This is a genomic window from Micromonospora sp. LOL_013, assembly GCF_048060315.1.
GTDB lineage: Bacteria > Actinomycetota > Actinomycetes > Mycobacteriales > Micromonosporaceae > Micromonospora_E.
Window position 1 is genome coordinate 85,087 of the sequence record NZ_JBHMIQ010000015.1, and the last position, 22,415, is coordinate 107,501.

Annotated in this window: 26 protein-coding genes; 9 read left to right on the plus strand and 17 right to left on the minus strand. The window is 71.1% G+C overall.

The features are described 5' to 3' along the window. Positions 1 to 27: 27 nt before the first annotated feature. Positions 28 to 1,737, plus strand: a complete 1,710-nt coding sequence (locus ACFHWS_RS12300; protein WP_416568211.1) for an FAD-binding oxidoreductase — start codon at positions 28 to 30, stop codon at positions 1,735 to 1,737. Between the two features lie 72 nt (positions 1,738 to 1,809). Here the strand turns inward: ACFHWS_RS12300 and katG are convergent, their stop codons facing one another. The 7 genes from katG to ACFHWS_RS12335 form a co-directional block, all read right to left on the minus strand. Beyond that, positions 1,810 to 4,086, minus strand: a complete 2,277-nt coding sequence (gene katG, locus ACFHWS_RS12305) for a catalase/peroxidase HPI (RefSeq protein ID WP_416555363.1) — start codon at positions 4,084 to 4,086, stop codon at positions 1,810 to 1,812. Continuing rightward, positions 4,083 to 4,538 carry a Fur family transcriptional regulator gene (locus ACFHWS_RS12310; protein WP_416555366.1) on the minus strand — a complete coding sequence of 152 codons (456 nt, stop codon included), beginning with the start codon at positions 4,536 to 4,538 and terminating at the stop codon, positions 4,083 to 4,085. Before ACFHWS_RS12310 ends, katG begins: the two co-directional genes overlap by 4 nt. An 84-nt stretch (positions 4,539 to 4,622) precedes the next feature. Next, positions 4,623 to 5,195, minus strand: coding sequence for a dihydrofolate reductase family protein (locus ACFHWS_RS12315; protein WP_416555368.1), 573 nt, complete (start codon positions 5,193 to 5,195; stop codon positions 4,623 to 4,625). Between the two features lie 256 nt (positions 5,196 to 5,451). Beyond that, positions 5,452 to 6,348: an ADP-ribosylglycohydrolase family protein gene (locus tag ACFHWS_RS12320; protein ID WP_416555369.1), complete on the minus strand. Its 897-nt coding sequence runs from the start codon at positions 6,346 to 6,348 to the stop codon at positions 5,452 to 5,454. A 63-nt stretch (positions 6,349 to 6,411) separates the two neighbouring features. Continuing rightward, positions 6,412 to 7,560, minus strand: a complete 1,149-nt coding sequence (locus ACFHWS_RS12325; protein WP_416555371.1) for an RNA polymerase sigma factor — start codon at positions 7,558 to 7,560, stop codon at positions 6,412 to 6,414. Continuing rightward, positions 7,557 to 7,964 carry a YciI family protein gene (locus ACFHWS_RS12330; RefSeq protein ID WP_416555372.1) on the minus strand — a complete coding sequence of 136 codons (408 nt, stop codon included), beginning with the start codon at positions 7,962 to 7,964 and terminating at the stop codon, positions 7,557 to 7,559. The genes ACFHWS_RS12325 and ACFHWS_RS12330 overlap by 4 nt, the downstream gene beginning before the upstream one ends. Before the next feature lie 125 nt (positions 7,965 to 8,089). Next, positions 8,090 to 8,764, minus strand: coding sequence for a DNA polymerase beta superfamily protein (locus tag ACFHWS_RS12335; RefSeq protein WP_416555374.1), 675 nt, complete (start codon positions 8,762 to 8,764; stop codon positions 8,090 to 8,092). A gap of 72 nt (positions 8,765 to 8,836) precedes the next feature. Between ACFHWS_RS12335 and ACFHWS_RS12340 the strand changes: the two genes are divergently transcribed. Beyond that, positions 8,837 to 9,262 carry a hypothetical protein gene (locus ACFHWS_RS12340; RefSeq protein ID WP_416555376.1) on the plus strand — a complete coding sequence of 142 codons (426 nt, stop codon included), beginning with the start codon at positions 8,837 to 8,839 and terminating at the stop codon, positions 9,260 to 9,262. Here the strand turns inward: ACFHWS_RS12340 and ACFHWS_RS12345 are convergent. Both ACFHWS_RS12345 and ACFHWS_RS12350 read right to left on the minus strand, forming a co-directional pair. Beyond that, positions 9,247 to 9,807, minus strand: coding sequence for a GNAT family N-acetyltransferase (locus ACFHWS_RS12345; RefSeq protein ID WP_416555378.1), 561 nt, complete (start codon positions 9,805 to 9,807; stop codon positions 9,247 to 9,249). The two genes, ACFHWS_RS12340 and ACFHWS_RS12345, sit on opposite strands and share 16 nt — an antisense overlap. A gap of 16 nt (positions 9,808 to 9,823) precedes the next feature. Continuing rightward, positions 9,824 to 10,036, minus strand: coding sequence for a DNA-binding protein (locus ACFHWS_RS12350; RefSeq protein ID WP_282233911.1), 213 nt, complete (start codon positions 10,034 to 10,036; stop codon positions 9,824 to 9,826). 59 nt (positions 10,037 to 10,095) lie between these two features. Here ACFHWS_RS12350 and ACFHWS_RS12355 point away from each other — a divergent pair, with 59 nt between their 5' ends. Continuing rightward, on the plus strand, positions 10,096 to 10,302 hold the full coding sequence (locus tag ACFHWS_RS12355) for a hypothetical protein (RefSeq protein WP_416555380.1): 207 nt from the start codon (positions 10,096 to 10,098) through the stop codon (positions 10,300 to 10,302). Between the two features lie 221 nt (positions 10,303 to 10,523). Here ACFHWS_RS12355 and ACFHWS_RS12360 read toward each other — a convergent pair whose 3' ends face one another. From ACFHWS_RS12360 to ACFHWS_RS12370, 3 genes are read right to left on the minus strand one after another with little or no spacing between them, the layout of a single operon-like run. Continuing rightward, positions 10,524 to 10,715: a hypothetical protein gene (locus tag ACFHWS_RS12360; RefSeq protein ID WP_416568212.1), complete on the minus strand. Its 192-nt coding sequence runs from the start codon at positions 10,713 to 10,715 to the stop codon at positions 10,524 to 10,526. A 31-nt stretch (positions 10,716 to 10,746) separates the two neighbouring features. After that, complete coding sequence (locus ACFHWS_RS12365) at positions 10,747 to 10,944, minus strand: DUF397 domain-containing protein (protein WP_416568213.1); 198 nt, start codon at positions 10,942 to 10,944, stop codon at positions 10,747 to 10,749. Between the two features lie 26 nt (positions 10,945 to 10,970). After that, positions 10,971 to 11,825: a helix-turn-helix domain-containing protein gene (locus ACFHWS_RS12370; RefSeq protein ID WP_416568214.1), complete on the minus strand. Its 855-nt coding sequence runs from the start codon at positions 11,823 to 11,825 to the stop codon at positions 10,971 to 10,973. A 168-nt stretch (positions 11,826 to 11,993) separates the two neighbouring features. On the opposite strand from ACFHWS_RS12370, the gene ACFHWS_RS12375 reads away from it, so the two are divergent. From ACFHWS_RS12375 to ACFHWS_RS12390, 4 genes are read left to right on the plus strand one after another with little or no spacing between them, the layout of a single operon-like run. Then, a complete protein-coding gene (locus ACFHWS_RS12375; protein ID WP_416568215.1) occupies positions 11,994 to 12,308 on the plus strand; it encodes a hypothetical protein in 315 nt (104 codons plus the stop codon). A gap of 32 nt (positions 12,309 to 12,340) precedes the next feature. Next, positions 12,341 to 12,958: an ArsR/SmtB family transcription factor gene (locus ACFHWS_RS12380; protein WP_416568216.1), complete on the plus strand. Its 618-nt coding sequence runs from the start codon at positions 12,341 to 12,343 to the stop codon at positions 12,956 to 12,958. Positions 12,959 to 12,964: 6 nt separating this feature from the next. Continuing rightward, the gene (locus ACFHWS_RS12385; RefSeq protein WP_416568217.1) at positions 12,965 to 13,723 is read left to right on the plus strand and encodes an SRPBCC family protein; all 759 of its coding nucleotides are present in this window, start codon (positions 12,965 to 12,967) and stop codon (positions 13,721 to 13,723) included. Positions 13,724 to 13,755: 32 nt separating this feature from the next. Beyond that, entirely contained in the window at positions 13,756 to 14,364 is a 609-nt protein-coding gene (locus ACFHWS_RS12390) for a dihydrofolate reductase family protein (protein ID WP_416568218.1), read from the plus strand. A gap of 229 nt (positions 14,365 to 14,593) precedes the next feature. On the opposite strand, the gene ACFHWS_RS12395 is transcribed toward ACFHWS_RS12390, so the two are convergent. Genes ACFHWS_RS12395 through deoC form a run of 3 tightly spaced genes read right to left on the minus strand, consistent with a single transcriptional unit; the run spans position 14,594 to position 17,830 of the window. Further along, complete coding sequence (locus ACFHWS_RS12395; RefSeq protein ID WP_416568219.1) at positions 14,594 to 15,436, minus strand: aldehyde dehydrogenase family protein; 843 nt, start codon at positions 15,434 to 15,436, stop codon at positions 14,594 to 14,596. Further along, positions 15,429 to 16,859, minus strand: coding sequence for an aldehyde dehydrogenase family protein (locus ACFHWS_RS12400; protein WP_416568220.1), 1,431 nt, complete (start codon positions 16,857 to 16,859; stop codon positions 15,429 to 15,431). Before ACFHWS_RS12400 ends, ACFHWS_RS12395 begins: the two co-directional genes overlap by 8 nt. Positions 16,860 to 16,864: 5 nt before the next feature. After that, positions 16,865 to 17,830: a deoxyribose-phosphate aldolase gene (gene deoC / locus ACFHWS_RS12405; RefSeq protein WP_416568221.1), complete on the minus strand. Its 966-nt coding sequence runs from the start codon at positions 17,828 to 17,830 to the stop codon at positions 16,865 to 16,867. Between the two features lie 142 nt (positions 17,831 to 17,972). Between deoC and ACFHWS_RS12410 the strand changes: the two genes are divergently transcribed. Then, positions 17,973 to 19,274: a glycosyltransferase gene (locus ACFHWS_RS12410; RefSeq protein ID WP_416555392.1), complete on the plus strand. Its 1,302-nt coding sequence runs from the start codon at positions 17,973 to 17,975 to the stop codon at positions 19,272 to 19,274. Beyond that, positions 19,255 to 19,887, plus strand: a complete 633-nt coding sequence (upp, locus tag ACFHWS_RS12415; protein ID WP_416568222.1) for a uracil phosphoribosyltransferase — start codon at positions 19,255 to 19,257, stop codon at positions 19,885 to 19,887. Before ACFHWS_RS12410 ends, upp begins: the two co-directional genes overlap by 20 nt. Positions 19,888 to 19,896: 9 nt before the next feature. Here upp and ACFHWS_RS12420 read toward each other — a convergent pair whose 3' ends face one another. Together ACFHWS_RS12420 and ACFHWS_RS12425 are read right to left on the minus strand one after the other, a co-directional pair. Continuing rightward, complete coding sequence (locus tag ACFHWS_RS12420) at positions 19,897 to 20,388, minus strand: NUDIX hydrolase (RefSeq protein ID WP_416555394.1); 492 nt, start codon at positions 20,386 to 20,388, stop codon at positions 19,897 to 19,899. Between the two features lie 28 nt (positions 20,389 to 20,416). Further along, positions 20,417 to 22,378 (minus strand): hypothetical protein, encoded by a 1,962-nt coding sequence (locus ACFHWS_RS12425; RefSeq protein ID WP_416568223.1) that lies wholly within the window; start codon positions 22,376 to 22,378, stop codon positions 20,417 to 20,419. Between the last annotated feature and the right edge of the window lie 37 nt (positions 22,379 to 22,415).

Here is a 22,415-nt window from a genome sequence, read left to right on the forward strand (position 1 = left end):
GACGGTGCCAGCGGGGGAGCACGGACGATGGTGAGCAGACGTACGGCGTTGCGGGCAGGCGCGGTCGCCGGGCTGGTCCCAGCGGTCGGACTGATCGGGCGACCAGCCACGGCCGTACCGACGCCGGCCGACGAGCCGACCCGGACCCCGGCCGAACAACCGACGCAGGTCAGGCCCCAGGACCCGGACATCGGGCCCGGTGCTGGCCGGGACGATCGTCCGTGGCGGGATCTGCCGGACCGGCAGTGGGTGGAGCTGCAGGGGCAGCTGTCGGCGGATGCCACCCTGTACCGCCCCGGCGGGGCGAGCTACGAGGCACTCAGCATCCCGTACAACCACCGGTACGCCAACGTGCAACCAGCCGCGATCCTGACACCCGGCACACCCGACGACGTCGCGGTGGCGGTCAGCTGGGCACATGATGTCGGGATGCCGCTGGTGCCCCGGTCCAGCCTCGGCCACAACTACGCCGGCTACTCCACCACGACCGGCCTGCTGATGGTGATGAGCCGGCTGCGGGGGATCAAGGTCACGCCGAACCGTTGGCCGGCACCGCCGCGGCGGTACGGGTCGGTCGAGGTCACCGACGATGCCGGCACCATCACCGTGCAGGCCGGCGTGGTCAACGCCGACCTGCTGCCGCTCCTGCGTGACCAGGGTGTCTTCGTCCCCGCCGGACGGTGCCCGACGGTCGGTGTGGCCGGGCTGGTGCTCGGTGGCGGGATCGGCTTCAGCGACAAGATGTTCGGCCTGACCTGTGACCGGCTGGTATCGACCGAGGTGGTGCTGGCCGACGGCACGGTGACGGCCTGCGACGAGACCAACGACCCGGACCTGTTCTGGGCCTGCCGGGGCGGCGCCGGCAACAACTTCGGCGTCAACACCTCGTTTACCTTCCGCTACGTACAGCTGCAGGGTCTGGTGTCGTTCTTTCGGTTCCGCTGGTCGGCGGCCAGCGTCACCCCGGCCATGCTGGCCTTGCAGGACGTCGCGACCGCCTACCGCGGCGATCGGCGTCTGGACTGCCGCATCGGTGCCGGCACCACGCTGGCCGCCGGCGAGCAGCAGGTGTACGCCGACGCGCTCGGCCAGTTCTACGGCACCGTCGACGAGCTGACCGAGATCCTCGAGCCGGTGCTGCGCGTCGGGACGCCGGCCGAACGTGAAGCCAACCGGGACGGCGTCCGGGCGGTGTCGCCGGCCGAGGCGAGCGTGTTGCTGTCGGCGAACACCCCGGCGCAGCAGTTCGCGGTCAAGTCGGCGGCGCTGCCCGAGTCGTTGAACCGGCGGCAACTGCAGGCAGTGCTCGACGGCCTGCACCGGTGGCCGGGCAGCCGCAACCCGGACGGGGCCGGGATCGCGTTGTTCTGCCTGGGTGGGCAGGTGAACGAGGTACAGCCGGACGCCACCGCGTTCGTGCACCGCGACGTCACCTTCATCATGGCCGCCGAGGCGACCTGGGCAGACGACGATCCGCCGGAGGTCGCCGTCGCCAACGAACTCTGGCTGACCGAATTTTTCGACGAGGTGTTCGCCGGCTACCCTCCGGCGGGGGCGTACCAGAACTTCCCGGATCCCCACCTGGCCGACTGGCGACACGCCTACTACGGCGGGAACTACCCGCGGCTGGTCGAGGTCAAGCGCAAGTACGACCCGACCGACTTCTTCACCTACCCGCAGGGCATCGGGTCCTGCGGCGCCGTCGACGGCTACGCCAACCAGTGGTGTCCCCGCTGACCTGGGACCGGAACCCGACGTGGCCCCGCTGGCCGGTACCGGCCAGCGGGGCCACGTCTGTCGAATGCCGGCTCAGGACAGGTCGAACCGGTCCAGCTCCATGACCTTGACCCAGGCGGCGACGAAGTCGGCGACGAACTTCTCGCCGGCGTCGCTGCTGGCGTACACCTCGGAGAGGGCGCGCAGCTGCGAGTTCGAGCCGAAGATCAGGTCGACCGCGGTCGCGGTCCACTTCACCTCGTCGGTGGCAAGGTCGCGGATCTCGTAGATGTGCTCGCCTGACTCCGCCGCCTTCCACCGGGTGCCCGGGGAGAGCAGGTTGGTGAAGAAGTCGTTGGTGAGTACGCCGGGCCGGTCGGTGAGCACGCCGTGCTGCGCGCCGCCGACGTTCGCCCCGAGCGCCCGCAGACCACCGATGAGCACGGTCATCTCCGGGGCGGACAGGTCGAGCATGTACGCCCGGTCGACCAGCAGGACCTCCGGTTGGGTCTTCTCGCCCGGCCGCAGGTAGTTACGGAACCCGTCGGCGCGCGGCTCCATCACCGCGAACGACTCGACGTCGGTCTGCTCCTGGCTGGCGTCGGTGCGGCCCGGGTGGAACGGCACGGTCACCTTGACCCCGGCGTCGTGCGCTGCCTTCTCGACGGCGGCCGAGCCGGCCAGCACGATCAGGTCTGCGAGCGAGATCTGCGCGCCGCCGGCCGCGTTGAACTCCTGTTGGATGCCCTCCAGGGTGCTCAGCACGGTCGCCAGCTGCTCCGGCTGGTTGACCTCCCAGCTGCGCTGCGGCTCGAGCCGGATCCGGGCCCCGTTGGCGCCGCCACGCTTGTCGGTGGAGCGGAAGCTCGCCGCCGACGCCCAGGCGGTGCTGACCAGCTGCGCGGTGCTCAGCCCGGAATCGAGGACCTTCGCCTTGAGCGCGGCCACGTCTGCGTCGCTGACCAGTTCGTGGTCGACGGCCGGCACCGGGTCCTGCCACAGCTGGGCCTCGGGCACCCACGGACCGAGGAACCGGCTGACCGGGCCCATGTCGCGGTGCAGCAGCTTGTACCAGGCCTTGGCGAAGGCCAGTGCGAACTCGTCCGGGTTGGCCAGGAACCGGCGGGAGATCTGCTCGTACGTCGGGTCGAAGCGCAGCGACAGGTCGGTGGTGAGCATCGTCGGCTTGTGCTTCTTCGCCGGGTCGTGCGCGTCCGGGATGATCGCCTCGGCGTCCTTGGCCACCCACTGCTTGGCCCCACCAGGGCTAGTGGTCAGCTCCCACTCGTACCCGAACAGGATCTCGAAGAAGCGGTTGCTCCACTGCGTCGGCTTGTCGGTCCAGGTGACCTCCAAGCCGCTGGTGATGGTGTCGCCGCCCTTGCCGCTGCCGTGCGTGCTCAGCCAGCCCAGGCCCTGCGCCTCAATCGGCGCGCCCTCCGGTTCCGGGCCGACGTGAGCGTCTGCGTCACCGGCCCCGTGGGTCTTGCCGAAGGTGTGGCCACCGGCGATGAGGGCGACGGTCTCCTCGTCGTTCATCGCCATCCGGGCGAACGTCTCCCGGATGAAGTGGGCCGCCGCGAGGGGGTCCGCGTTGCCGCGCGGGCCCTCCGGGTTGACGTAGATCAGGCCCATCTCGGTCGCGCCGACTCCAGCCGACATCTCCTTCTCGGAGAGGTAGCGGGCGTCACCCAGCCAGGTGTCCTCCGGGCCCCAGAAGATCTCCTCCGGCTCCCAGACGTCCTCCCGGCCGAAGGCGAAGCCGAAGGTCTTGAAGCCCATCGACTCCAGGGCGACGTTGCCGGCCAGCACCAGCAAATCGGCCCAGGAGACCTTCTGGCCGTACTTGGCCTTGACCGGCCACAGCAACCGCCGGGCCTTGTCCAGGTTGGCGTTGTCCGGCCAGCTGTTCAGCGGGGCGAAGCGCTGCCCGCCGTCGCCGGCGCCGCCCCGGCCGTCCTCGATCCGGTACGTGCCGGCGGCGTGCCAGCTCAGTCGGATCATCAGCCCGCCGTAGTGGCCGAAGTCGGCCGGCCACCAGTCCTGCGAGGTGGTGAGCACCTGGACGATGTCCTGCTTGAGGGCCTCGACGTCGAGCTTGGCGAACTCCTTGGCGTAGCTGAAGTCCGCGCCCAGCGGGTTGCCCTTGGGCGAGTGGGCGTGCAGCACCGACAGGTCGAGTTGGTTGGGCCACCAGTCCCGGTTGGTACGCGGTCGACCGCCCGTTTTGGGAGTCGGTGAGTCGATCGCCGGGTTCTCGCTCTCGCTGCCGTGCGAGGTGACCGAGTCGTGGGCGACCGGGCAGCCGGCCGCCGACATCTTTTCCACACCCTGGGCGCTGGTGGGAGCGTTGTCCTGCATGTCGCTCATCTGTTCCCTTCCGGATTGGTCGATAACGTAGTGGCGTTGTCGGTCGTGCAGCCGGGGCAGGTGCCCCAGTAGACGACCTCCGCCTCGTCGACCATGAACCCGTGGTCATCGGAGGCGGTGAGACAGGGGGCGGATCCGGTGGCGCAGTCGACGTCGGCGATCACACCGCAGGAGCGGCAGACGACATGGTGGTGGTTGTCCCCGACCCGCCGCTCGTAGCGGGCGGTCGCGCCGGCCGGCTGGATGCGCCGCACCAGCCCGGCGTCGGTGAGGACCCGCAGCACATCGTAGACCGCCTGATGGGACACGGTCGGGTGGTCGGCGCGCACCAGGTCGAGCACCGTGTCGGTGTCGACGTGCGGGCGGTCGTGTAGCGCCGCGAGGACCGCCAGCCTCGGCCGGGTCACCCGCAACGAGGCCGCCCTCAACTGCGCCTCGAGGTCGGATGTCACCGGGCCACGATAGGCCGTTTTCTGGAATCATTCAAGTTTCGGCACGGAGGTGTCGCCGACCTGCTGTGACAGTAAATCCGCAGGTCATGCCAGTTGGCGGGCGCCTCGAACGGCGTACCGGTGCAGGGTGACGCCCTGCTCGAAGGCACGGTTCTCCAGCAGGTCGAGTTCGACCGGGGCATCCTGGTCGTCGAACAGAGCCCGGCCGGTGCCGAGGACCACCGGGTGGACGAACATCATCACCTCGTCGAGCAGGCCGGCCCGCAGCAACTGGGTGGCGACGGTGGCCCCACCGACGCCGATGTCACCGTCGGCCCGCGCCCGTAGCTCGGCGAGCGCCGCCACGGCGTCACCGTCGCGGCCGACGATACGGGTGTCGTGTCCGGCGTCGACGCGGGTACGCGACACCAGCACCTTCGGGGTCGACGTCCAGATTTCGCCGTACTCGCGCAGGAAACCCGGCAGCGACGCGTCGTCGCGCGCGCCCGGCCAGAACGCCTCCATGATCTCGTAGACCTTCCGCCCCTGCACCATCTGGGACAGCGCCCGCGCCCGCGCGTTGAACTCCCGGTGCAGCGACTCCCCGATACGCATCCAGTCGCCGCCGCCGTTCTCACCCGGGGCGTGCTCGATCTTCATATCCACGGACACGTTCATCCAGTACACGAACCGGCCCGACACACGCCCTCCCAGCGACTGCGGTGCGCATGGCCGCCCGGATCAGCCCGTTCGACCCGACGGGACCGTACACCACAGCGCTACGCCGACGGCCCGAACCTGTACGCGACGGCGGCAACGGACCCGGCCCCTGGCCGCGTCGATCTGCCGGCACCCTCCTCGCCGGTGACGAGGACGAGATCGTTGACCGCCGTGGCGGCCGGATCCGCTGCTCGCCGTGTGACAGGCAGGCCCGTCACCGGCGTACGCGGTCGGGGAGCGGTTCGCGGCGGGCCAGCCACCGCGCCGGGATCCCGCCCGGTCCGGATCCGGTGTACGCGGCCACGATGCCGCCGACGATCGCCGCGGTCGTGTCGACGTCGCCGCCGGCCTCGACACAGGCGTGGATGGCCGCCGGGTAGTCGTCGAGCCGGGTCGCGGCGACCCACAGTGCGAACGGGACGGTGTCGAAGGCCAGCACCTGCGAGCCGTTGCCCAGCTCGTACGCCGCCTCGGCGACGCCGACTGCCAGCAACCGTCTGGACCGGACGATCCCCGCGTGTAGTCGGCCGTCGATCAGGTGGGCCAGCACCACGTCGAGCAGCTCGGCAGGCTCGGGCCGGGACCGGGTCAGCCGGGACCAGCCGGCTTCCGCCGCCGCGACGGCGACGGCGACCGCGCCCAGGATGGCTTCCGGGTGGGCGTGGGTGACCTCCGCCGAGCGCCAGGCCTGTAGCGCGGCGGTACGGTTATCGCCAGCGTGGAACGCGCCGAGCGGGGCGACCCGCATCGCGGCGCCGTTGCCCATCGACCCCTGGCCGTCGAACGCCGCACCGGCCGCGTCCCGCCAGGGAACGCCCTGCCGGATCTGGCGTAGCAGGACCACCGCGCCGGCACCGTAGCCACGGTACGCCTCGAAGTGCCCGGCGAACCGGGCCGCCAGGCAGTCCTGATCGACGCCGTCGCGCTCGCGCAGCTCGGCGACGATCGAGCAGGCCATCTCGGTGTCGTCGGTCCACGGCCACGGCCCGGCCGGCGGATCCCCGTCGAGCAACGCGGCAAGGCTGGTGCCGGGGACGAAGAACTGGGCGCCGAGGGCATCACCGACGGAAAGCCCGTCAAGACTGTCGTAGCAGAGGTCGAGCATCGTCATGTCGGGGCAGACTCTGCCAGTTGCGGCGGCGGTTCGGAAGGTCGGAGCCACCGTGGATCATCGTCAACTTCGCAGCTGCGTGTTGAGTCGGGCGGCCTGCCGCATGAGATGGTCGCGCTCGGGCAGGTTGGGCGCTGACCGGGCAGCCTGGGCGTAGAGCCGCGCTGCGGTCACCGGGTCACCGTCGCGCTCGTGCAGGTGCGCCGCGACGGCGGCGTACCGGGGCAGGGCCGGGTCGAGGTCCGCCAGGGCGGCCAGACCAGCTCGCGCACCGTCGGCCTCGCCGAGCGCGACGGCGCGGTTGAGCCGGGCCACCGGGCTGCCGGTGCGGCGCACCAGTTCGTCGTACCACCCGACGATCTGCACCCAGTCGGTCTCCTCGACGGTCCGGGCGTCGGCGTGCAGCGCGGCGATGGCGGCCTGGGCCTGGAACTCGCCCAGCCGGTCGCGGGTGAGGGCGGTCTGGAGCACGTCGATGCCCTCAGCGATGAGTCCGCTGTCCCACCGGCTGCGGTCCTGCTCGGCGAGCGGCACGAGCCGGCCGTCGGGGCCGGTCCGTGCCGGACGCCGGGCGTGGTGCAGCAGCATGAGCGCCAGCAGGCCGGCGACCTCCTCGTGGTCGATCATGGTCACCAGCTGGCGGGTGAGCCGGATCGCCTCGGCGGCGAGGTCGACGTCGCCGGAGTAGCCCTCGTTGAAGACCAGGTAGAGCACGCGAAGCACGGTGGCGACGTCACCGGGCTGGTCGAACCGGACGCCGGCGACGGTCCGTTTGGCCCTGCTGATCCGCTGGGCCATGGTCGCCTCCGGCACCAGGTATGCCTGCGCGATCTGCCGCGTGGTCAGGCCGCCGACCGCGCGTAGCGTGAGCGCGACCGCCGAGGCGGGGGGCAGGGCCGGATGCGCGCACAGGAAGTACAGCGCCAACGTGTCGTCTGCTGCCGTCGCGCCCTGCTCGGGTACGGGTTCGGCTTCGGCCAGTTCCTCCCGCCGCCGCCGGGAGGTGTCGGCGCGCACGGCGTCGAGGAACCTGCGCCAGGCCACCGTCACCAGCCAGCCCTTGGGATCGCGCGGTGGGTCGTCCGGCCACGCACGTACCGCCTCGACCAGGGCGTCCTGCACGGCGTCCTCGGCCGCCGCGAAGTCAGCTCCGCGACGGACGAGGAAGCCGGTCACCGCGGGCACCAGCTCCCGCAGCAGGGACTCGTTCACTCGGCGGCCGTGGGCTGCTCGCCGTAGAACGGCCGCACCTCGATCCACTCGTGGATCGGCTTGCCACCCGAGCCGGGAGCCGCGGACAGTTCACCGGCGAGCTCGATCGCGCGCTCGTAGTTCTCCACGTCAATCACCATCCAGCCGGCGATCAGGTCCTTGGTCTCGGCGAACGGGCCGTCGGTGACCGGTGGCCTGCCCTCGCCGTCGTAGCGGACGAAGGTGCCCTCCGGGGAGAGCGCCTGACCATCGACGAACTCGCCGGTGCCCTCCAGCCGGGCGGCGAAGTCATTCATGTACTGGATGTGAGCCGTGACCTCCGCCGGCTCCCACTTGTCCATCGGTACGTCGTTGACCGCCGCCGGCGCGCCCCGGTAGTGCTTGAGCAGCAGGTACTTGGCCATCATGTCTCCTTGGTGAGGTACGGCCCCATTGTGGTCGTGTTCGCACCTGGGACGGAGCCGCTCCCGGGTTCTCGACATGCCGGCGCGAGGTTTCTCCACGAAACTTCAACGACTCCGCGCGCCGGTCACCGCAGGTTCCTTTTCCGGACGGCGACGAGCAGCCGGTCCACGGCGGCCCGGTCAGGTTGATCCGGCAGTACGGTGCCGGCCGCCGCGTCGTCGAGCTCGGCCAGCAGGTCCGCCGCCCAGGCGGTGACCACCGCCCACGGCAGCTCGCCGCGCCGGAGGGCGAGCAGCCGGCCCCGCAGCTGCCCCACGTCGACCAGGATCTCCCCGGTACGCAGCACATGCGTACCGGCGGTCAGCAGCCGGATCATGTGCATCGCCTGCTTGTGGTTGGTCTCACCGGTACGTTCCCGGCGGGCCGCCACCCGGTCGAGCTGGTCCCGGGCGTAGCCGCCGTAGGTCTGGGCCAGCCGGGTCGACAGGAACGCCTGCCGGGCGGCCAGCAACTGCTCGCCGTCTTCGCGCAGCGTCTCGACCAGCGGGGACCAGAGCACCTCCAGGACGGTCGGATTGCCCTGCAGCGCCAGGGCGCAGAAGCGTTCGAACTCCCAGGAGAACTGCTCCGGCGCCGGCCCGTCGAGGTGGGTGGGCGGCTTGTCCAGCCGCCAGAACGCTCGGGTCGGGGCCACGTACACGCCGCGCCGGTCGTAGTCGGAGTCCGGTTCGTGCAGCCCGTACGCCCGGGAGCCGACGACGACGGCGAGGACGGTGTGCCGCTCGACGAGCTCGTTCACGCCGGGCACGTTACTCCTGGCCGTGTGATGTCCCGGCGGACCCGGGTTGCTCGACCGGGCGAGGATGGGGCGGTGGTGGATTCGTCCTGGGCGGCGGTCGGCCCTCGGCCGGATCTCGACCGTTTCCTGCGCGAGTACGGGCTGACTGAGGCAGGCCTGGGCGATCGGCTCCGTACTCGTCCGGTGCGGTCCTGGATCGACGGCGAGACATTCGACGACGAGTATCTGGTGCACGATTCGGTGTTGCGTCCGCATGGCGAGTTCCCGTGCGCCGGTGACGCGGAGGCTCTTGCCTTCTGCGAGGAGATCGCGAACCTGATGGTTTCCCGGTACGGGTCGACGCGGGACGCGGCGGTGGCAGTGGTCAACCGGCAGTGGTCCGAGGCCGAACCCGGGGAGCGTTCACCACGGGTGTGGATCGTCGGCTCCGACATCGTCTACCACGAGACGCCGGAGTACTGGGCCGAGTTCATCGTCAACCGTCACAGCGTGAGCTGAAAATAGCGGTATCGGGTGTCGCCCGGGCCGGGGCGGCTGTGGCCGTCGGCCTGCCAGCCCCGAGCGGCGTAGAAGCGCTGGCCACGATCGTTACGTTCCCACGCCTCCAGCACCCCGCCGGACCGACCGGTCCGCCGCAGGTACGTGACGAAGGCGTCGTGCAGCAGCCCGCCGATTCCTCGGCTCCAGCAGTCGGGGAGCACGTGGATCTGGTGCAGTTGGCCAATGTGGGCCGGGTTGACGTGACCGGTGGCGGCGGGTCCCATCGCGGCGCAGCCGACGATCCGGCCATCGAGGACAGCGGCGACGGTGAACCGCTGCGGCGAGGTGACCGCGTTCGCCCAGGCGGCACGGCGTTCGGCGTACGCCTCGGGCGACGACAGCGACGGGTCGGCCGGGTCCAGCCCACCTGCCGCCGTGTAGTAGGCGGTGCGGGCCAGCGTGTGCACCTCGGTCAGCTGATCGACATCGGCGAGAGTCGCCTTGCGTACGTGGGCCGGTGCGGGCTGGCGGTGGGGAAGGTCGACACCGTCAGGCGAGGTCATCCGGTGTCTCCTCTGGTCAGTCGGCGAAGGTGAGGCCGCGTTCGGCCAGTGCGGTGGCCAGGATGCCGACGGCCTTCGGGCCGATGCCGTGCATGGCCAGCAGGTCGTCGCGGCGGTAGGTGGCGACCTGGGCGAGGGTGGTGACGCCGGCCGCGAGCAGGGCACTGTTGGCGGGTCGTCCGATTGGCGGCAGGTCACCGATCTGGGCAGGCAGATGGCGAGTGCTCATCCGCCTACGGTAGCCGGTGTGGCCGTGCTCGGGCCTTGGTCGTTGATAGCGGCGGCGGCATGACCGTGAGCATTCCGATCACGCCCGACGATGACCTCGGCGAGAGACCGGTCGCTGCTGTTGCCGGGGGCAACCGGTTCGCTCCGATCGCATGGGCGATCCGTGAGTACCTGGATCGGCGCGCCGTCGATGCTGCTGCTGCCTGGCACGCCACCCTCGCCGGCGAGGACGCTGCGGCGTACGCCGAGTTCAACGCCACGCGGTAGCTGCAGCAGGATCGCCTGCACGCGGCGATGTTGTCGACTACACCCTAAGTAGCCGACGAGTTCGTGTTCGGGTGGTCAGCGCCAGCGCCTGCAGCCGTGCCTACCCGGTGATCGTGTTGATCCACGATCGCGCCGACGGAGACGTTCCCGGCATCCTTGTTCCGCTGCCCAGCGATGTGAGGCTCAGATACCTTACGACGCGGTCGTAAGGTATCTCAGCCTCACATCGACGCGGCTTTGCCGCCGTCGACTGCGAGCCACTGGCCGACGGTGGAGAAGTCGGCGTCGGTGAGGCCGAGATGCGGGTCGACGCGGTGCAACAGGGCCTTGCCTGGGTGGTGCGTGGCACGGGCGGCGAAGGGAATCAGCACTCCGTCGACGTCGAGGAAGACGTACGAGCGGTCGGCGGGCACGGGCGTCGTAGCGGAAGGCGGACCGGCCGAGTCAGCGGCTGGACACCGTGGTGAGGAACGCCGTCCATGCGTCGGCCGGGAAGAGCAGCGCCGGGCCGTGTGGGTCCTTGGAGTCGCGTACGCCGATCGTGCCGCCGGCCAGCGTGGCCACCTCGACGCAGTCTGACCCGCTGGCGCTGCTGCGGCTGCTTTTGCGCCAGTGAGCGTGGGACAGTTCTGGTGCGGTCATCCCGCGTCTCCTCTGGCCGGTCGGGGTCAGTCGGGAAGCTCCTCTGCCGCCCGAGCCAGGAACCTGCCGGACTCGTCCGGGTCCATGGCCTTGGCGCACAGATGATCGAACATGAGTTTATATCGCGCCACGTGGGTGTCCTCCTCCAGCAGCAGGGTGTTCGCATCGTTCTCGATGTAGACGATGGGCGGGTCGAGGATCGGGTCGGCGTAGCCGAGGATGGTGAACGGGCCGGCCATGGCGGCGTGCGCGCCTGCCCCGAACGGCACGATCTGCAGCTCGATCGACGGCTGGGCGCAGGCATCAATGAGCCGGGTGAGCTGAGTGCGCATCACCTTCGGGCCACCGACGACCCGGCGGATCGCCGCCTCGTCGAGGACGATCCAGAGTCTCGGCGGCACGTCCCGCGACAGCAGCGACTTGCGGGCGAGCCGGGCGGCGACCCGCCGGTCGATCTCGTCCGCGTCGGCGGTGCTGCGGCCGGCGTGGATGATGGCGCGGGCGTACTCCTCGGTCTGCAACAGTCCCGGCACGTACAGGCTCTGGAAGCTGCTGATCGCGGTGGCCTCCGCCTCGAAGCCGACGTAGTCGTCGGGCAGTACGTCGCCGTACGCGCTCCACCAGCCCTTCTGCCGGGCCTGCTTGGCGAGCGCGGTCAACGACTCGCGGTCCTCGTCGGACGCCTCGTAAAGGCCCAGCATTTGCTCGGTGTCCTTGAGCGTTATCCGTGAGTGGCCGTGTTCGAGCCGGATGACCTTGGTGCGGTGCCAGCCCAAGCGGCGGGCGACCTCCTCGGCGGTCAGACCGGCCGAGTCGCGGAGCCGACGTAGCTCCCGGCGTAACCGGCGAGCGCGGATCGTCGGGCTCGGAACCTGTGCCACGAGAACACCTCCGGGTGCATCCGGGTCTGGCAGCGGGGCGACGTGAGTTCGATCGAAGTATGTACTACAGATCTCTCGAACGGAAGTTCATTGCGACGTTGTATTTTTGTGTACGTGGACGCATGCTGAGGGCAGGATGACGACGTCGCCACTGCCCTGGAGGTGTCCGTGACCGACAACCGTTCAGCACGCTGGACCGACCCGCCCCTCGATCCGACCCAGCGAAACCGGGACCTGTTCGCCGTACTCGATCGGGCTGACCTGTCCGAACCGGCGCGGGCCGCTGTGGCGCACGCCCTCGGCCCTGACGCCGGCCCGGCCGGACACGCCGAAGCGCTAATCAACCGCTACCTCAACGAGCGCGAGCGCCGCCGGCCGGTGGCGCAGACCAACGGCAGCGGCGACGGTCCGGGTGGGATCGGCAACCTGCCGGACTGGAAGGGCCCAACGCTGCCAGGTCGTCCGGCAGCCACCCGAACATAAGATCTGTCTTGACAAAAATAATCGTCGGTGAGATGTTGATCGGCATGTTGGACGTAGCGGTGATCGAAGACCCGGCCGCCGCCGAGGCCTCACTCGACCCGATCCGGGCACGGCTCCTCGCCGAGCTGGCCGAACCCGCCTCGGCGACCATGCTCGCCGGCCGGGTCGGGCTGGCCCGGCAGAAGGTCAACTACCACCTGAAGGCGTTGGAGCAGCACGGCCTCATCGAGCTCGTCGAGCAGCGGCGCAAGGGCAACGTCACCGAGCGGGTCATGCAGGCCACCGCCGGTTCGTACGTGATCTCACCGGCCGCCCTCGCCACCGTCGCACCGGATCCGGCCCGCGCACCGGACCGGCTCTCCGCCCGCTGGCTGCTCGCCGTCGCCGCCCGCCTGGTCCGCGACGTCGGATCCCTGATCACCGGCGCGGACCGGGTGGACAAGCGGGTCGCCACCTTCGCGATCGACGGCGAGATCCGCTTCGCCTCGGCTGCCGACCGGGCCGCGTTCGCCGAGGAGTTGGCCAACACGGTCACCGCGCTCGTCGGCAGATACCACGATGAGACGACCCCCGGCGGCCGGCCGCACCGGCTGGTCGTCGCTCTGCACCCCAGCACCAGCACCAGCACCGACGAACCGCAGGAAGGCTGACCCGCGATGGGACACGAGTTCGAGGTACGCAAGGAGATCGAGCTGCCGGCAACGCCGGAGCAGGTCTGGGACGCCATCGCCACCGGCCCCGGACTCGACTCCTGGTTCATGGGCCGCAGCGAGATCGAGCCACGCGAGGGCGGCACCACGCGACTCACCCTCGCCGGGCACACCGACGAGGCGACCATCGTCGGCTGGGAGCCGGGCAAGCGCTTCGCCGACCGGACCCCGACTGCGGACGACGGATCCTTCATGGCGATCGAGTACCTCATCGAAGGCCGCGACCATGGCAGCACGGTGCTGCGCATGGTGCAGAGCGGCGTGCTCGGCGACAACTGGGAGACCGAGTACGAGGCGATGAAGGTCGGTTGGGACCTCTACCTGCGCACGCTCGCCGCGTACCTGCGGCACTTCCCGGGGCGGACCGCGACCCCGGTCACGGTCGTCCGACCGGGTGCCGGCGACCCGGAGCAGATCTGGCCGGCGGTCGCCGCGGCCCTCGGCGTGACCCACCCGATAGCCGAGGGCGCGCCGGTGCGGCTCACCGTGCCCGGCGCCGCGCCGATCGACGGCGTCGTCGACCTCAGTACGCCGTCGGCTTTCCTCGGCGTACGCACCGCCGGCGGGCTCTACCGCTTCATCCACTCCGGCCCGGAGCGGGACAACGTGCTGTTCCTCAGCCACCACATCTTCGACAGCGTCGCCGAACCGGTCGACACCGAGCCGTCCTGGCAGCAGTGGCTGGACCAGCTGCCAATCTCCTGACCGCAACTAGCTATCCGAAAGGCTGTCACCAGATGCGCAAATTGATCGTCAACACATTCCTCACCCTAGACGGGGTCATGCAGGCCCCCGGCGGACCGGGTGAGGACGAGACCGGCGACTTCGCCCACGGCGGCTGGTCGGTGAACTACTGGGACGAGCTGATGGGCCAGGCCATGGGCCAGACCATGGGCGTCCCGTTCGACCTGGTGCTCGGCCGGCGTACGTACGACATCTTCGCCGCTCACTGGCCGAACGCCCCGGAGGAGGAGGCCAAGCCGCTCAACGACGCGACCAAGTACGTGGCCTCCCGCAGTCGGCCGACGTTGAGCTGGCGCAACTCGGTGCTGATCGACGGCGACGCGGCTGAGGGTGTCGCCGCGCTCAAGCGCGCCGACGGCCCCGAACTGCAGGTGCACGGCAGCAGCGATCTCCTGCAGACCCTGCTGCGGCACGGACTGGTCGACCAGTTCCGGACCTGGACCTTCCCGGTGCTGGTCGGGGGCGGCAAGCGGCTGTTCGGCGACGGCATCGCGCCTACCGCGCTGAAGCTGGTCGCCAACTCGGTCTCCACCACCGGCGTGGTGCTGAGCACCTACGAACCGGTCGGCGAGATCGCGACCGGCACCTTCGCCCTGGAGTGACCTGCCTCTGAGCCTCTGCTGACCGGTCGAAGCTCCGCTCGATCGAGCGGAGCTTCGAGCCCGGGCGGGGCGGCCGACGCGACAAGGGCGCGCAACCGGCCCGACAGTCCGCCCCAGGCAGGGCGATTACCAATGGGCGGAATCGGGCAAGGCAACAGCATGATGCAGCCTGCGGCTCCTGAGACGTACCAGCCGATGGATCCGACCGAGCCGGTGCCGGCCGGCCCGGTCAGCTGCCCTTGGGATGCCAGACGGTCTTGGTCTCCAGGAAGGTGGTCATCCGTCGGGTGCTCGGGTCGGCCAGCCAGTCGACCGACCCGACGGCCGGGCGCAGCACCCGCTTGAGGTTGCCGGCGGCGGCCTGCTCCAACTCGACGGCCAACTGCGGATCGGCCACCCCGGTCAGGTCGAGCGCGTCGACGTCCAGATGCGACGCCAACCACGGCGCCGTCTCGGCGATCCTGCCGGTCAGCACGTTGACCACTCCGGCGGGCAGGTCACTGGTGGCCAGCACCTCGGCCAGGGTGACCGCCGCCAGCGGGCGGGTCGGCGAGGCCAGCGCCACCGCCGTGTTGCCGCTGACGATCACCGGGGCGACGACGCTGACCAGGCCGAGCAGCGACGGCTCGGCCGGCGCGACGACCCCGACCACTCCGGTCGGCTCCGGTGTCGACAGGTTGAAGTACGGGCCGGCGACCGGGTTGACGCCGCCGTACACCTGGGGGAGCTTGTCGGACCAGCCGGCGTACCAGACCCAGCGGTCGATCGCCGCGTCGACCTCGGCGGCCGGCTCGCCGAGCGCGACGAACTGCTCGCGTCGGCCCTCCAGCATCTCGGCGACCCGGTAGAGGATCTGACCCCGGTTGTACGCGGTTGCGCCCGACCAGCCTTTAACCGCCGCCCGGGCGGCGACGACGGCGTCGCGGAGGTCCTTGCGGGAGGCGAGCGCCACGTTGGAGTCCTGCACCTGGTACGTCCGTCCCGACTCGCTGCGCGGAAACTTCCCGCCGATGAACAGCTTGTACGTCTTGCGTACGGCCACCCGGGTAGTGACGCCGCTACTGTCAGACATCGAGGTACGCCTCCAGCCCGTGCCGGCCGCCTTCGCGGCCGTAGCCCGACTCCTGGTAGCCGCCGAACGGCGACGTCGGGTCGAACTTGTTGAACGTGTTCGCCCACACCACCCCGGCGCGCAGCCGGTCGGCGGCCCACAGGATCCGGGAACCCTTCTCCGACCAGATGCCGGCGGACAGCCCGTACGGTGTGTTGTTGGCCTTGGCGATGGCCTCGTCCGGGGTGCGGAAGGTCAGCACGGACAGCACCGGGCCGAAGATCTCCTCGCGGGCGATCCGGTGCGCCTGGCTGACCCCGGTGAACAGGGTCGGCGCGAACCAGAAGCCCTGCTGCGGCAGGTCACACGGCGGCGACCAGGCCTGCGCGCCCTCGTCGGTGCCGGCGGCCGCCAGGGTACGGATCCGGTCCAGCTGGGCGGCCGAGTTGATCGCCCCGACGTCGGTGTTCTTGTCCAGCGGGTCGCCGACGCGCAGCCGGGCCATCCGCCGCTTCAGCGACTCCAGTAGCGGCTCGGCGATCGACTCCTGGACCAGTAGCCGGGAACCGGCGCAGCAGACGTGGCCCTGGTTGAAGAAGATGCCGTTGACGATGCCTTCGACGGCCTGGTCGATCGGGGCGTCGTCGAAGACGATGTTGGCGGCCTTGCCGCCCAGCTCCAGGGTGAGCTTCTTGCGGCTGCCGGCGACCGCGCGGGCGATCTGCCGACCGACCTCGGTGGAGCCGGTGAAGGCGATTTTGTCGACATCCGGGTGGGCGACGACGGCCTGCCCGGTGGCGCCGGCACCAGTGACGATGTTGACCACGCCCGGCGGCAGGTCGGCCTGTTGGCAGATCTCGGCGAACAGCAGCGCGGTCAGCGGGGTCGTCTCGGCCGGTTTGAGCACGACCGTGTTGCCGGCGGCCAGCGCAGGGGCGATCTTCCAGGCCAGCATCAGCAGCGGGAAGTTCCACGGGATGACCTGCCCGGCGACGCCGAGCGGGCGCGGGTCCGGGCCGAAACCGGCGTACGGCAGCTTGTCGGCCCAGCCGGCGTAGTAGAAGAAGTGCGCCGACGCCAACGGCAGGTCGACGTCGCGGGACTCGCGGATCGGTTTGCCGTTGTCGAGCGACTCGAGCACGGCCAACTCGCGGCTGCGTTCGGCGAGCGCCCGGGCGATCCGGAACAGGTACTTGGCCCGGTCGCGGCCGGGCATCGGACCCCAGACCCGCTGGTACGCGGACCGCGCGGCGGCCACCGCTCGGTCCACGTCGCCGGGGCCGGCCTCGGCGACTTCGGCGAGGACCTCCTCGGTGGCCGGGTTGACGGTCTTGCGGGCCCCGCCGTCGGTCGGGTCGACGAACTCGCCGTCGATGAACAGGCCGTACGAGTCGCGGATGGTGACGACCGAGCGGGACTCGGGTGCCGGTGCGTAGTCGAACACGCTGATCAGTCCAGGGTGACGTAGTCGGGACCGGAGTAGACCCCGGTGTGCAGCTTCGACCGCTGCATCAGCAGGTCGTTGAGCAGGGTGGAAGCGCCGAACCGGAACAGGTCGGGGGTGAGCCACTCGTCGCCGGCGGTCTCGTTGACCAGCACCAGGTACTTGATCGCGTCCTTGGTGGTGCGGATGCCGCCGGCCGGTTTGACGCCGATCCGGCGCCCGGTGGCGGCGTAGAAGTCCCGGACCGCCTCCAGCATGATCAGGGTGACGGGCAGGGTCGCGGCGACCGGCACCTTGCCGGTGGAGGTCTTGATGAAGTCGCCGCCGGCCAGCATCGCCAGCCAGGAGGCGCGGCGCACGTTGTCGTAGGTGGCCAGCTCCCCGGTCTCCAGGATGACCTTGAGATGGGCGTCGCCGCAGGCCTGCTTGACCGCGAGGATCTCGGCGTACACCTGCTCGTAGCGGCCGGCGAGGAACGCCCCCCGGTTGATCACCATGTCGATCTCGTCGGCGCCGGCGGCGACCGCCGCCCGGGTGTCGGCCAGCTTCACCTCCAGCGGCGCCTGCCCGGACGGGAAGGCGGTGGCCACGCTGGCCAGGTGCACGCCGGAACCGGTGAGCGCCGCGGCGGCGGTCGGCACCATCGACGGGTAGACGCAGACGGCGGCGACCGGCGGGCAACCGGGGTCGGTCGGGTCGGGGCGGCGGGCCTTGGCGCACAACGCGCGTACCTTGCCTGGCGTGTCGGCGCCCTCCAGAGTCGTCAGATCGACCATCCGGACGGCCAGGTCGATCGCCCACGCCTTGGCGGTCGTCTTGATCGACCGGGTGCCGAGCGTCGCGGCCCGCTGCCGCGCCCCGACCTCGTCGACGCCGGGCAGCCCGTGCAGGAAGCTACGCAGGGTTGCCGCGCTCCGCCCCACCTCGGTTAGATCGTGGCGCGCGGGTGCCGGGGTGTTCACCGCTGTCATGCCGCGAGTCCTGTCATGCCCGCGAGTCTACGTCGCCAGCGGGTTCACGATCTTGGCCGTCGGTCGATCGGACGAGCAGACTTAACGGCGCCGTTGGCCTACCGTTACATCATGTTGGCCCCGGTGACCCACCGTGCCTGACGTGCGAGCAGTGCACTTCACCGACACGTACCTGCCCCGCCGCGACGGGGTGGTCACCTCGCTGCGGACTCTCGCGGCGGCGTCGGCCGCCGCCGGGCATCCCGGCCTGATCGTGGTGCCCCGGCATCCGGACCAGCCGACCGAGGCGGACGTGCTGCGGCTACGTGCGCTGCCCTGCGGAGTCGCCGACCTGCGGTTGTCGCCGTGGCTGCTGCGCGGCGCCGCCGCCACCGGCACCATCGCCGAGATCGCCGCCCACGCCCCGGACGTGGTGCACGTGCACACCCCCGGACCGGTCGGGCTGCTCGGCGTCCTCACCGCCCGCCGGCTCGGTCTGCCGCTGGTCCAGACCTACCACACCGACCTGCACGCGTACGCCGACGCGTACCGGGTGCCGGCCCGTGCGCTCAGCGCCGGCGTCCGGCTGTACGCCCGCCGGCTCGGCGTGCCCCGCCCGGCGGCGGCACCGGCCGGCCACGCCCGCGACCATCGGCCGATGGCCAGCGGTGCGGTCGCCCGTCGCCGGGCCGCGATGGACGCCACCAACACCCTGCTGCTCGGCGGCGCCGACGCGGTGGTGGTGCCGACCCGGGCGGTGCTGGACCGGATCCACCTTCCAGTGCCCGCCAACCGGGTGCACCTGGTGCCGACCGGGGTCGCGGCCCGCCGCACCACCGCCGACGAAATCAACGCCTTCCGGTACGGCCACGGCATCACGCCCAGCGACCGGGTGGTCCTCTACGTGGGTCGGATCAACCGGGAAAAGGGCATCGACCTGCTGATCACCGCGTTCGAGCGGGTGCTGGTCGGCTGCCCGACCGCCCGGCTGGTGCTGGTCGGTGCCCTGTACGAGCCGCGCTGGCTGGCCGCGCTGCTGCGGACCATCGACCCTCGGGTGGCCGCCCGGATCACTCTCACCGGTCAGCAGGGCCCGGACGTGGTGGCTGCGGCGTACGGGGCCGCCGAGGTGTTCGCGTTCGCCTCGCAGACCGACACCCAGGCATTGGTCCTGCAGGAAGCCGGCCTGGCCGGGGTGCCGGTGGTACTGGTCGACCGGGCGTTGCACGCGCACGGCGCGCTTGCCGGTGCCGCGCTGCGCACCCAGCCGCAGCCGGGTGCGCTGGCCAGCGGGGTGCTGCGGCTGCTGCTCGACCCGGACACGGCCCGCCGGCGGGCGGCCGCGGCGGCCGCCCGCTGCGCCGAACACACCCCGGCCCGCTACGCCGAGGCGATCCGTGAGGTGTATGCGTCGGCCGCCGGGCTGGCGAGTAGGTTCAACGACCGTGGACGTACTCGTCGTTGATCACCCTCTCGCCCAGTCCCGGCTGACCGCGATGCGCGACGCCCGGACCGACTCGGCGGCGTTCCGCGCCGCGCTGCACGAACTCACCACCATGCTGGTGTACGAGGCGGCCCGATCCTTCCCGGTGGAGTCCTTCCCGGTGACCACCCCGGTGGCACCGACCGACGGGACCCGGCTGGCCAACCCGCCGCTGCTGGTGCCGGTGCTGCGCGCCGGGCTCGGGATGGCCGACTCGGCGTTGGCGCTGCTGCCGGAGTCGTCGATGGGCTTCGTCGGGCTGGCCCGCGACGAGGAAACCTACGAGCCCCGGGCCTATCTGGAGTCGCTGCCGGTCGACCTGGCCGGCATCCCGGTGCTGGTGCTCGACCCGATGCTGGCCACCGGCGGCTCGCTGGAGCACTGCTGCTGGCTGCTCGCCGACCGGGGCGCCACCGAGATCACCGTGCTGTGCGTGCTCGCCGCGCCGGCCGGAATCGACCGGCTGGACCGCTCCGGGCTGCCGTTGCGACTGGTGACCGCGTCGATCGACGATCGGCTCAACGAAAAGATGTTCATCGTGCCGGGGCTCGGTGACGCCGGTGACCGCCAGTTCGGCGGGATGCCGCGCTTCTGACGGTACCGGTCAGCTGGCGGCGGTCCAGCTCCAGCTGGTCGCCACGCCGTCGGTGAACGGCATCACGCCGTGGAAGACGGTCGGCTGCTCGGCGAAGACCAGCGGCAGGAAGTGCCGGTCGCTGGGCCACATCGGCACCCGGCCGGCGAGGACGTCGGCCAGGTCGGTCCAGACCAGGGTGCCTTCCGGGCAGTCTGGCCGGGGCTCGCCGGACCAGGTCGGCACCCGGAACAGGAACCCGAACCAGTTCTCGCTGTGCCGGCCGAAGCCTGGCCAGGAGATGGTCCCGGCCAGCTCGACCCGCCCGCACTCCAACCCGGCCTCCTCCCGGATCTCCCGGCGCATGCCGGCGATGACATCTTCGCCCGGCTCCAGCTTGCCGCCCAACCCGTTGTAGTAGCCGTAGTGGATGTCGTCCGGCCGGGTGTCGCGGCGCAGCATCAGCACTTGATGTCCGTCGGGGGAGAGTACGTAGCCTAGGGTCGCGATGATCGCCTGCACCTGGTCACCATAGGTACCCGGTGGCCGGTCAGCCGCAGCGGTGTCCCACCAGCACCTCGGTGACCGGGACCGGGTCGGCCGCCGACAGCGGGCCCGGCTGTGCGGGATACCCGGTGTCGCGGTGGCGGGCCTGCCGCGGCGCGTCGGCCAGCTGTAGCTGCGGTCCGGCCGGGAACCGACCGACCGGCGGGCGCAGCAGGCGCTGCGCCAGCTCGGTCGCGGTGAACGGAGCGCGGGCCGCTGCGGTCTCCGCGTCGACCTCGAACGGTGACGGGGTCGGGAAGTAGCGGTTGAGGAACTCGACCCGTAGCCGGCGGGCGACGGAGTCGACCGCGTCGGTGAGCTCGGTGTCCAGCCCGAACGTGTCCACGTCACGCCGGTCGAGTAGTCGGTGTAGCCGCGGCGCGGCCTCGGGGGCGGCCGGGTCGACGCGGTGCAGGCGCAGCGACCCGGGGATCGCGGTGCCCCGCAGGTACGACCAGTGCTGGTGCAGCGAGCGGATCAGTGACACGTCGTCCGGTTGCCTGATCTGGTGGCCACGAATCCGGGCGACCATCTCGGGACTGCTGGCGCAGATCTCGGCCAGTGTGGAGCGGCGCACCGGCAACGGCACGCCGAGCGGGGCGCCCGGGTCGACGAGGCGGTCGAACTGGTCGGCGAAGACGCGCCGCGCGGCGGCCACCGCCGGGGTGTCTCCTGAGCCGGCCGGTTGGCTGGCTCCCCGGCCCGGCCCGGGCGGCCGGTTGAGCAGCACCTTCGGGATCCCGTTGGCCTCGAAGAACGTGGTCCGGTCGACCGGCCGGCCGAGAAAGACGTTGCCGGGCAGGTAGAGGAACCGTTCCGCCAGGCCGTCGATTTCGTGCACCGCGGATTCGACGGCGTACGGGTTGAAGGTGGGCAGCACGGTGTGGCCACCGAGCAGGTCGCGGTGGTCGACCATGGTCAACCGTGGATCGTCCACGTCGAGCCAGCCCGGCACCTGGTCTGCGGTGATCAGGAAGATCCGCCGGATCCAGGGCGCGTGCAGGTGCACCGAGCGGAGCAGGTGACGCAGTTCTTCGGTGCCGTCCCAGCCGACCCATCCGTCGCCGGCGTGGCCCGTCGGGCGGGCACCGCCGCTGCGGCGGTGCCGGTCGGCGCGCCGGGCTCGTGGCACCGGCCCGGCGGTGCGGGCTATGGCCCGCTGCCGGCGGGACCGCCACCGCGGGTCGGTCGGGTCGGTCCAGCAGCAGACCAGGTCGACCGGGAAGTCGGGCCAGGTCGCCGGCCGACGGGTGAACGGGGTACGAGTGAGGTGCCGGGCGATCCGGTCCTCCGGCGCGAAGCAGCAGGCCTCTGCCTCGGTCAGCCGTACCGGGGCCGACCGGGCCGGGACCACAGCGGTGACGTCGTTGCTGCGGGGCGCGTGCAGCCGGTCACCGTCGACCGCCCAGAACTCGATCTCGCAGGCGGCCTGCCCGCCGTATGTCAGCTCGCCGTCGACGCTGGTCACCGGCTGGAAGACCCGGATCACCGGGCTTCGGCGCAGTCGCCAGCCGGGCCGGGCCGGCAGTCGCCGGTGCCGGTGGCCGACGCGCGCCACGGCCAGGCCGCCGACGCGGCCGAGCGCCCGCAGCGCGGCGGTACGCTCGCCGGCCGGCACCCCGACCCGGCTGCGGAGCCCGGATGCGGCCGGGATGACGAAGTGGTCCACCCCGGCCCGGGCCAGTGCGTCGGTGACGAGGTGCAGGTTGCGCCGGTGGGCGTTGAGCGGGCTGATCGTATCGTCGACGACGGCCAGGACGGGGCGCCCGTCCAGTACGGACCATCGCCGGGGGAGCCCGGCGGCGGTTGGTCTGGCCGGCCGCAGGCGTCGGGCCAGCCAGCATCGGGCGACCTGGCCGGGCCGCCGGGCCAGCCGGAACAGGGCGGTCTGCCGGTGGAAGGGAAGCAGCGCGTACCGCCGGTGCGTCGCGGCGGTCAGGTAGGCGAAGCAGCGGCTAGCCAGCATAACCAGCTAAACGAGCAGCAATATGAATTGGTCGCGC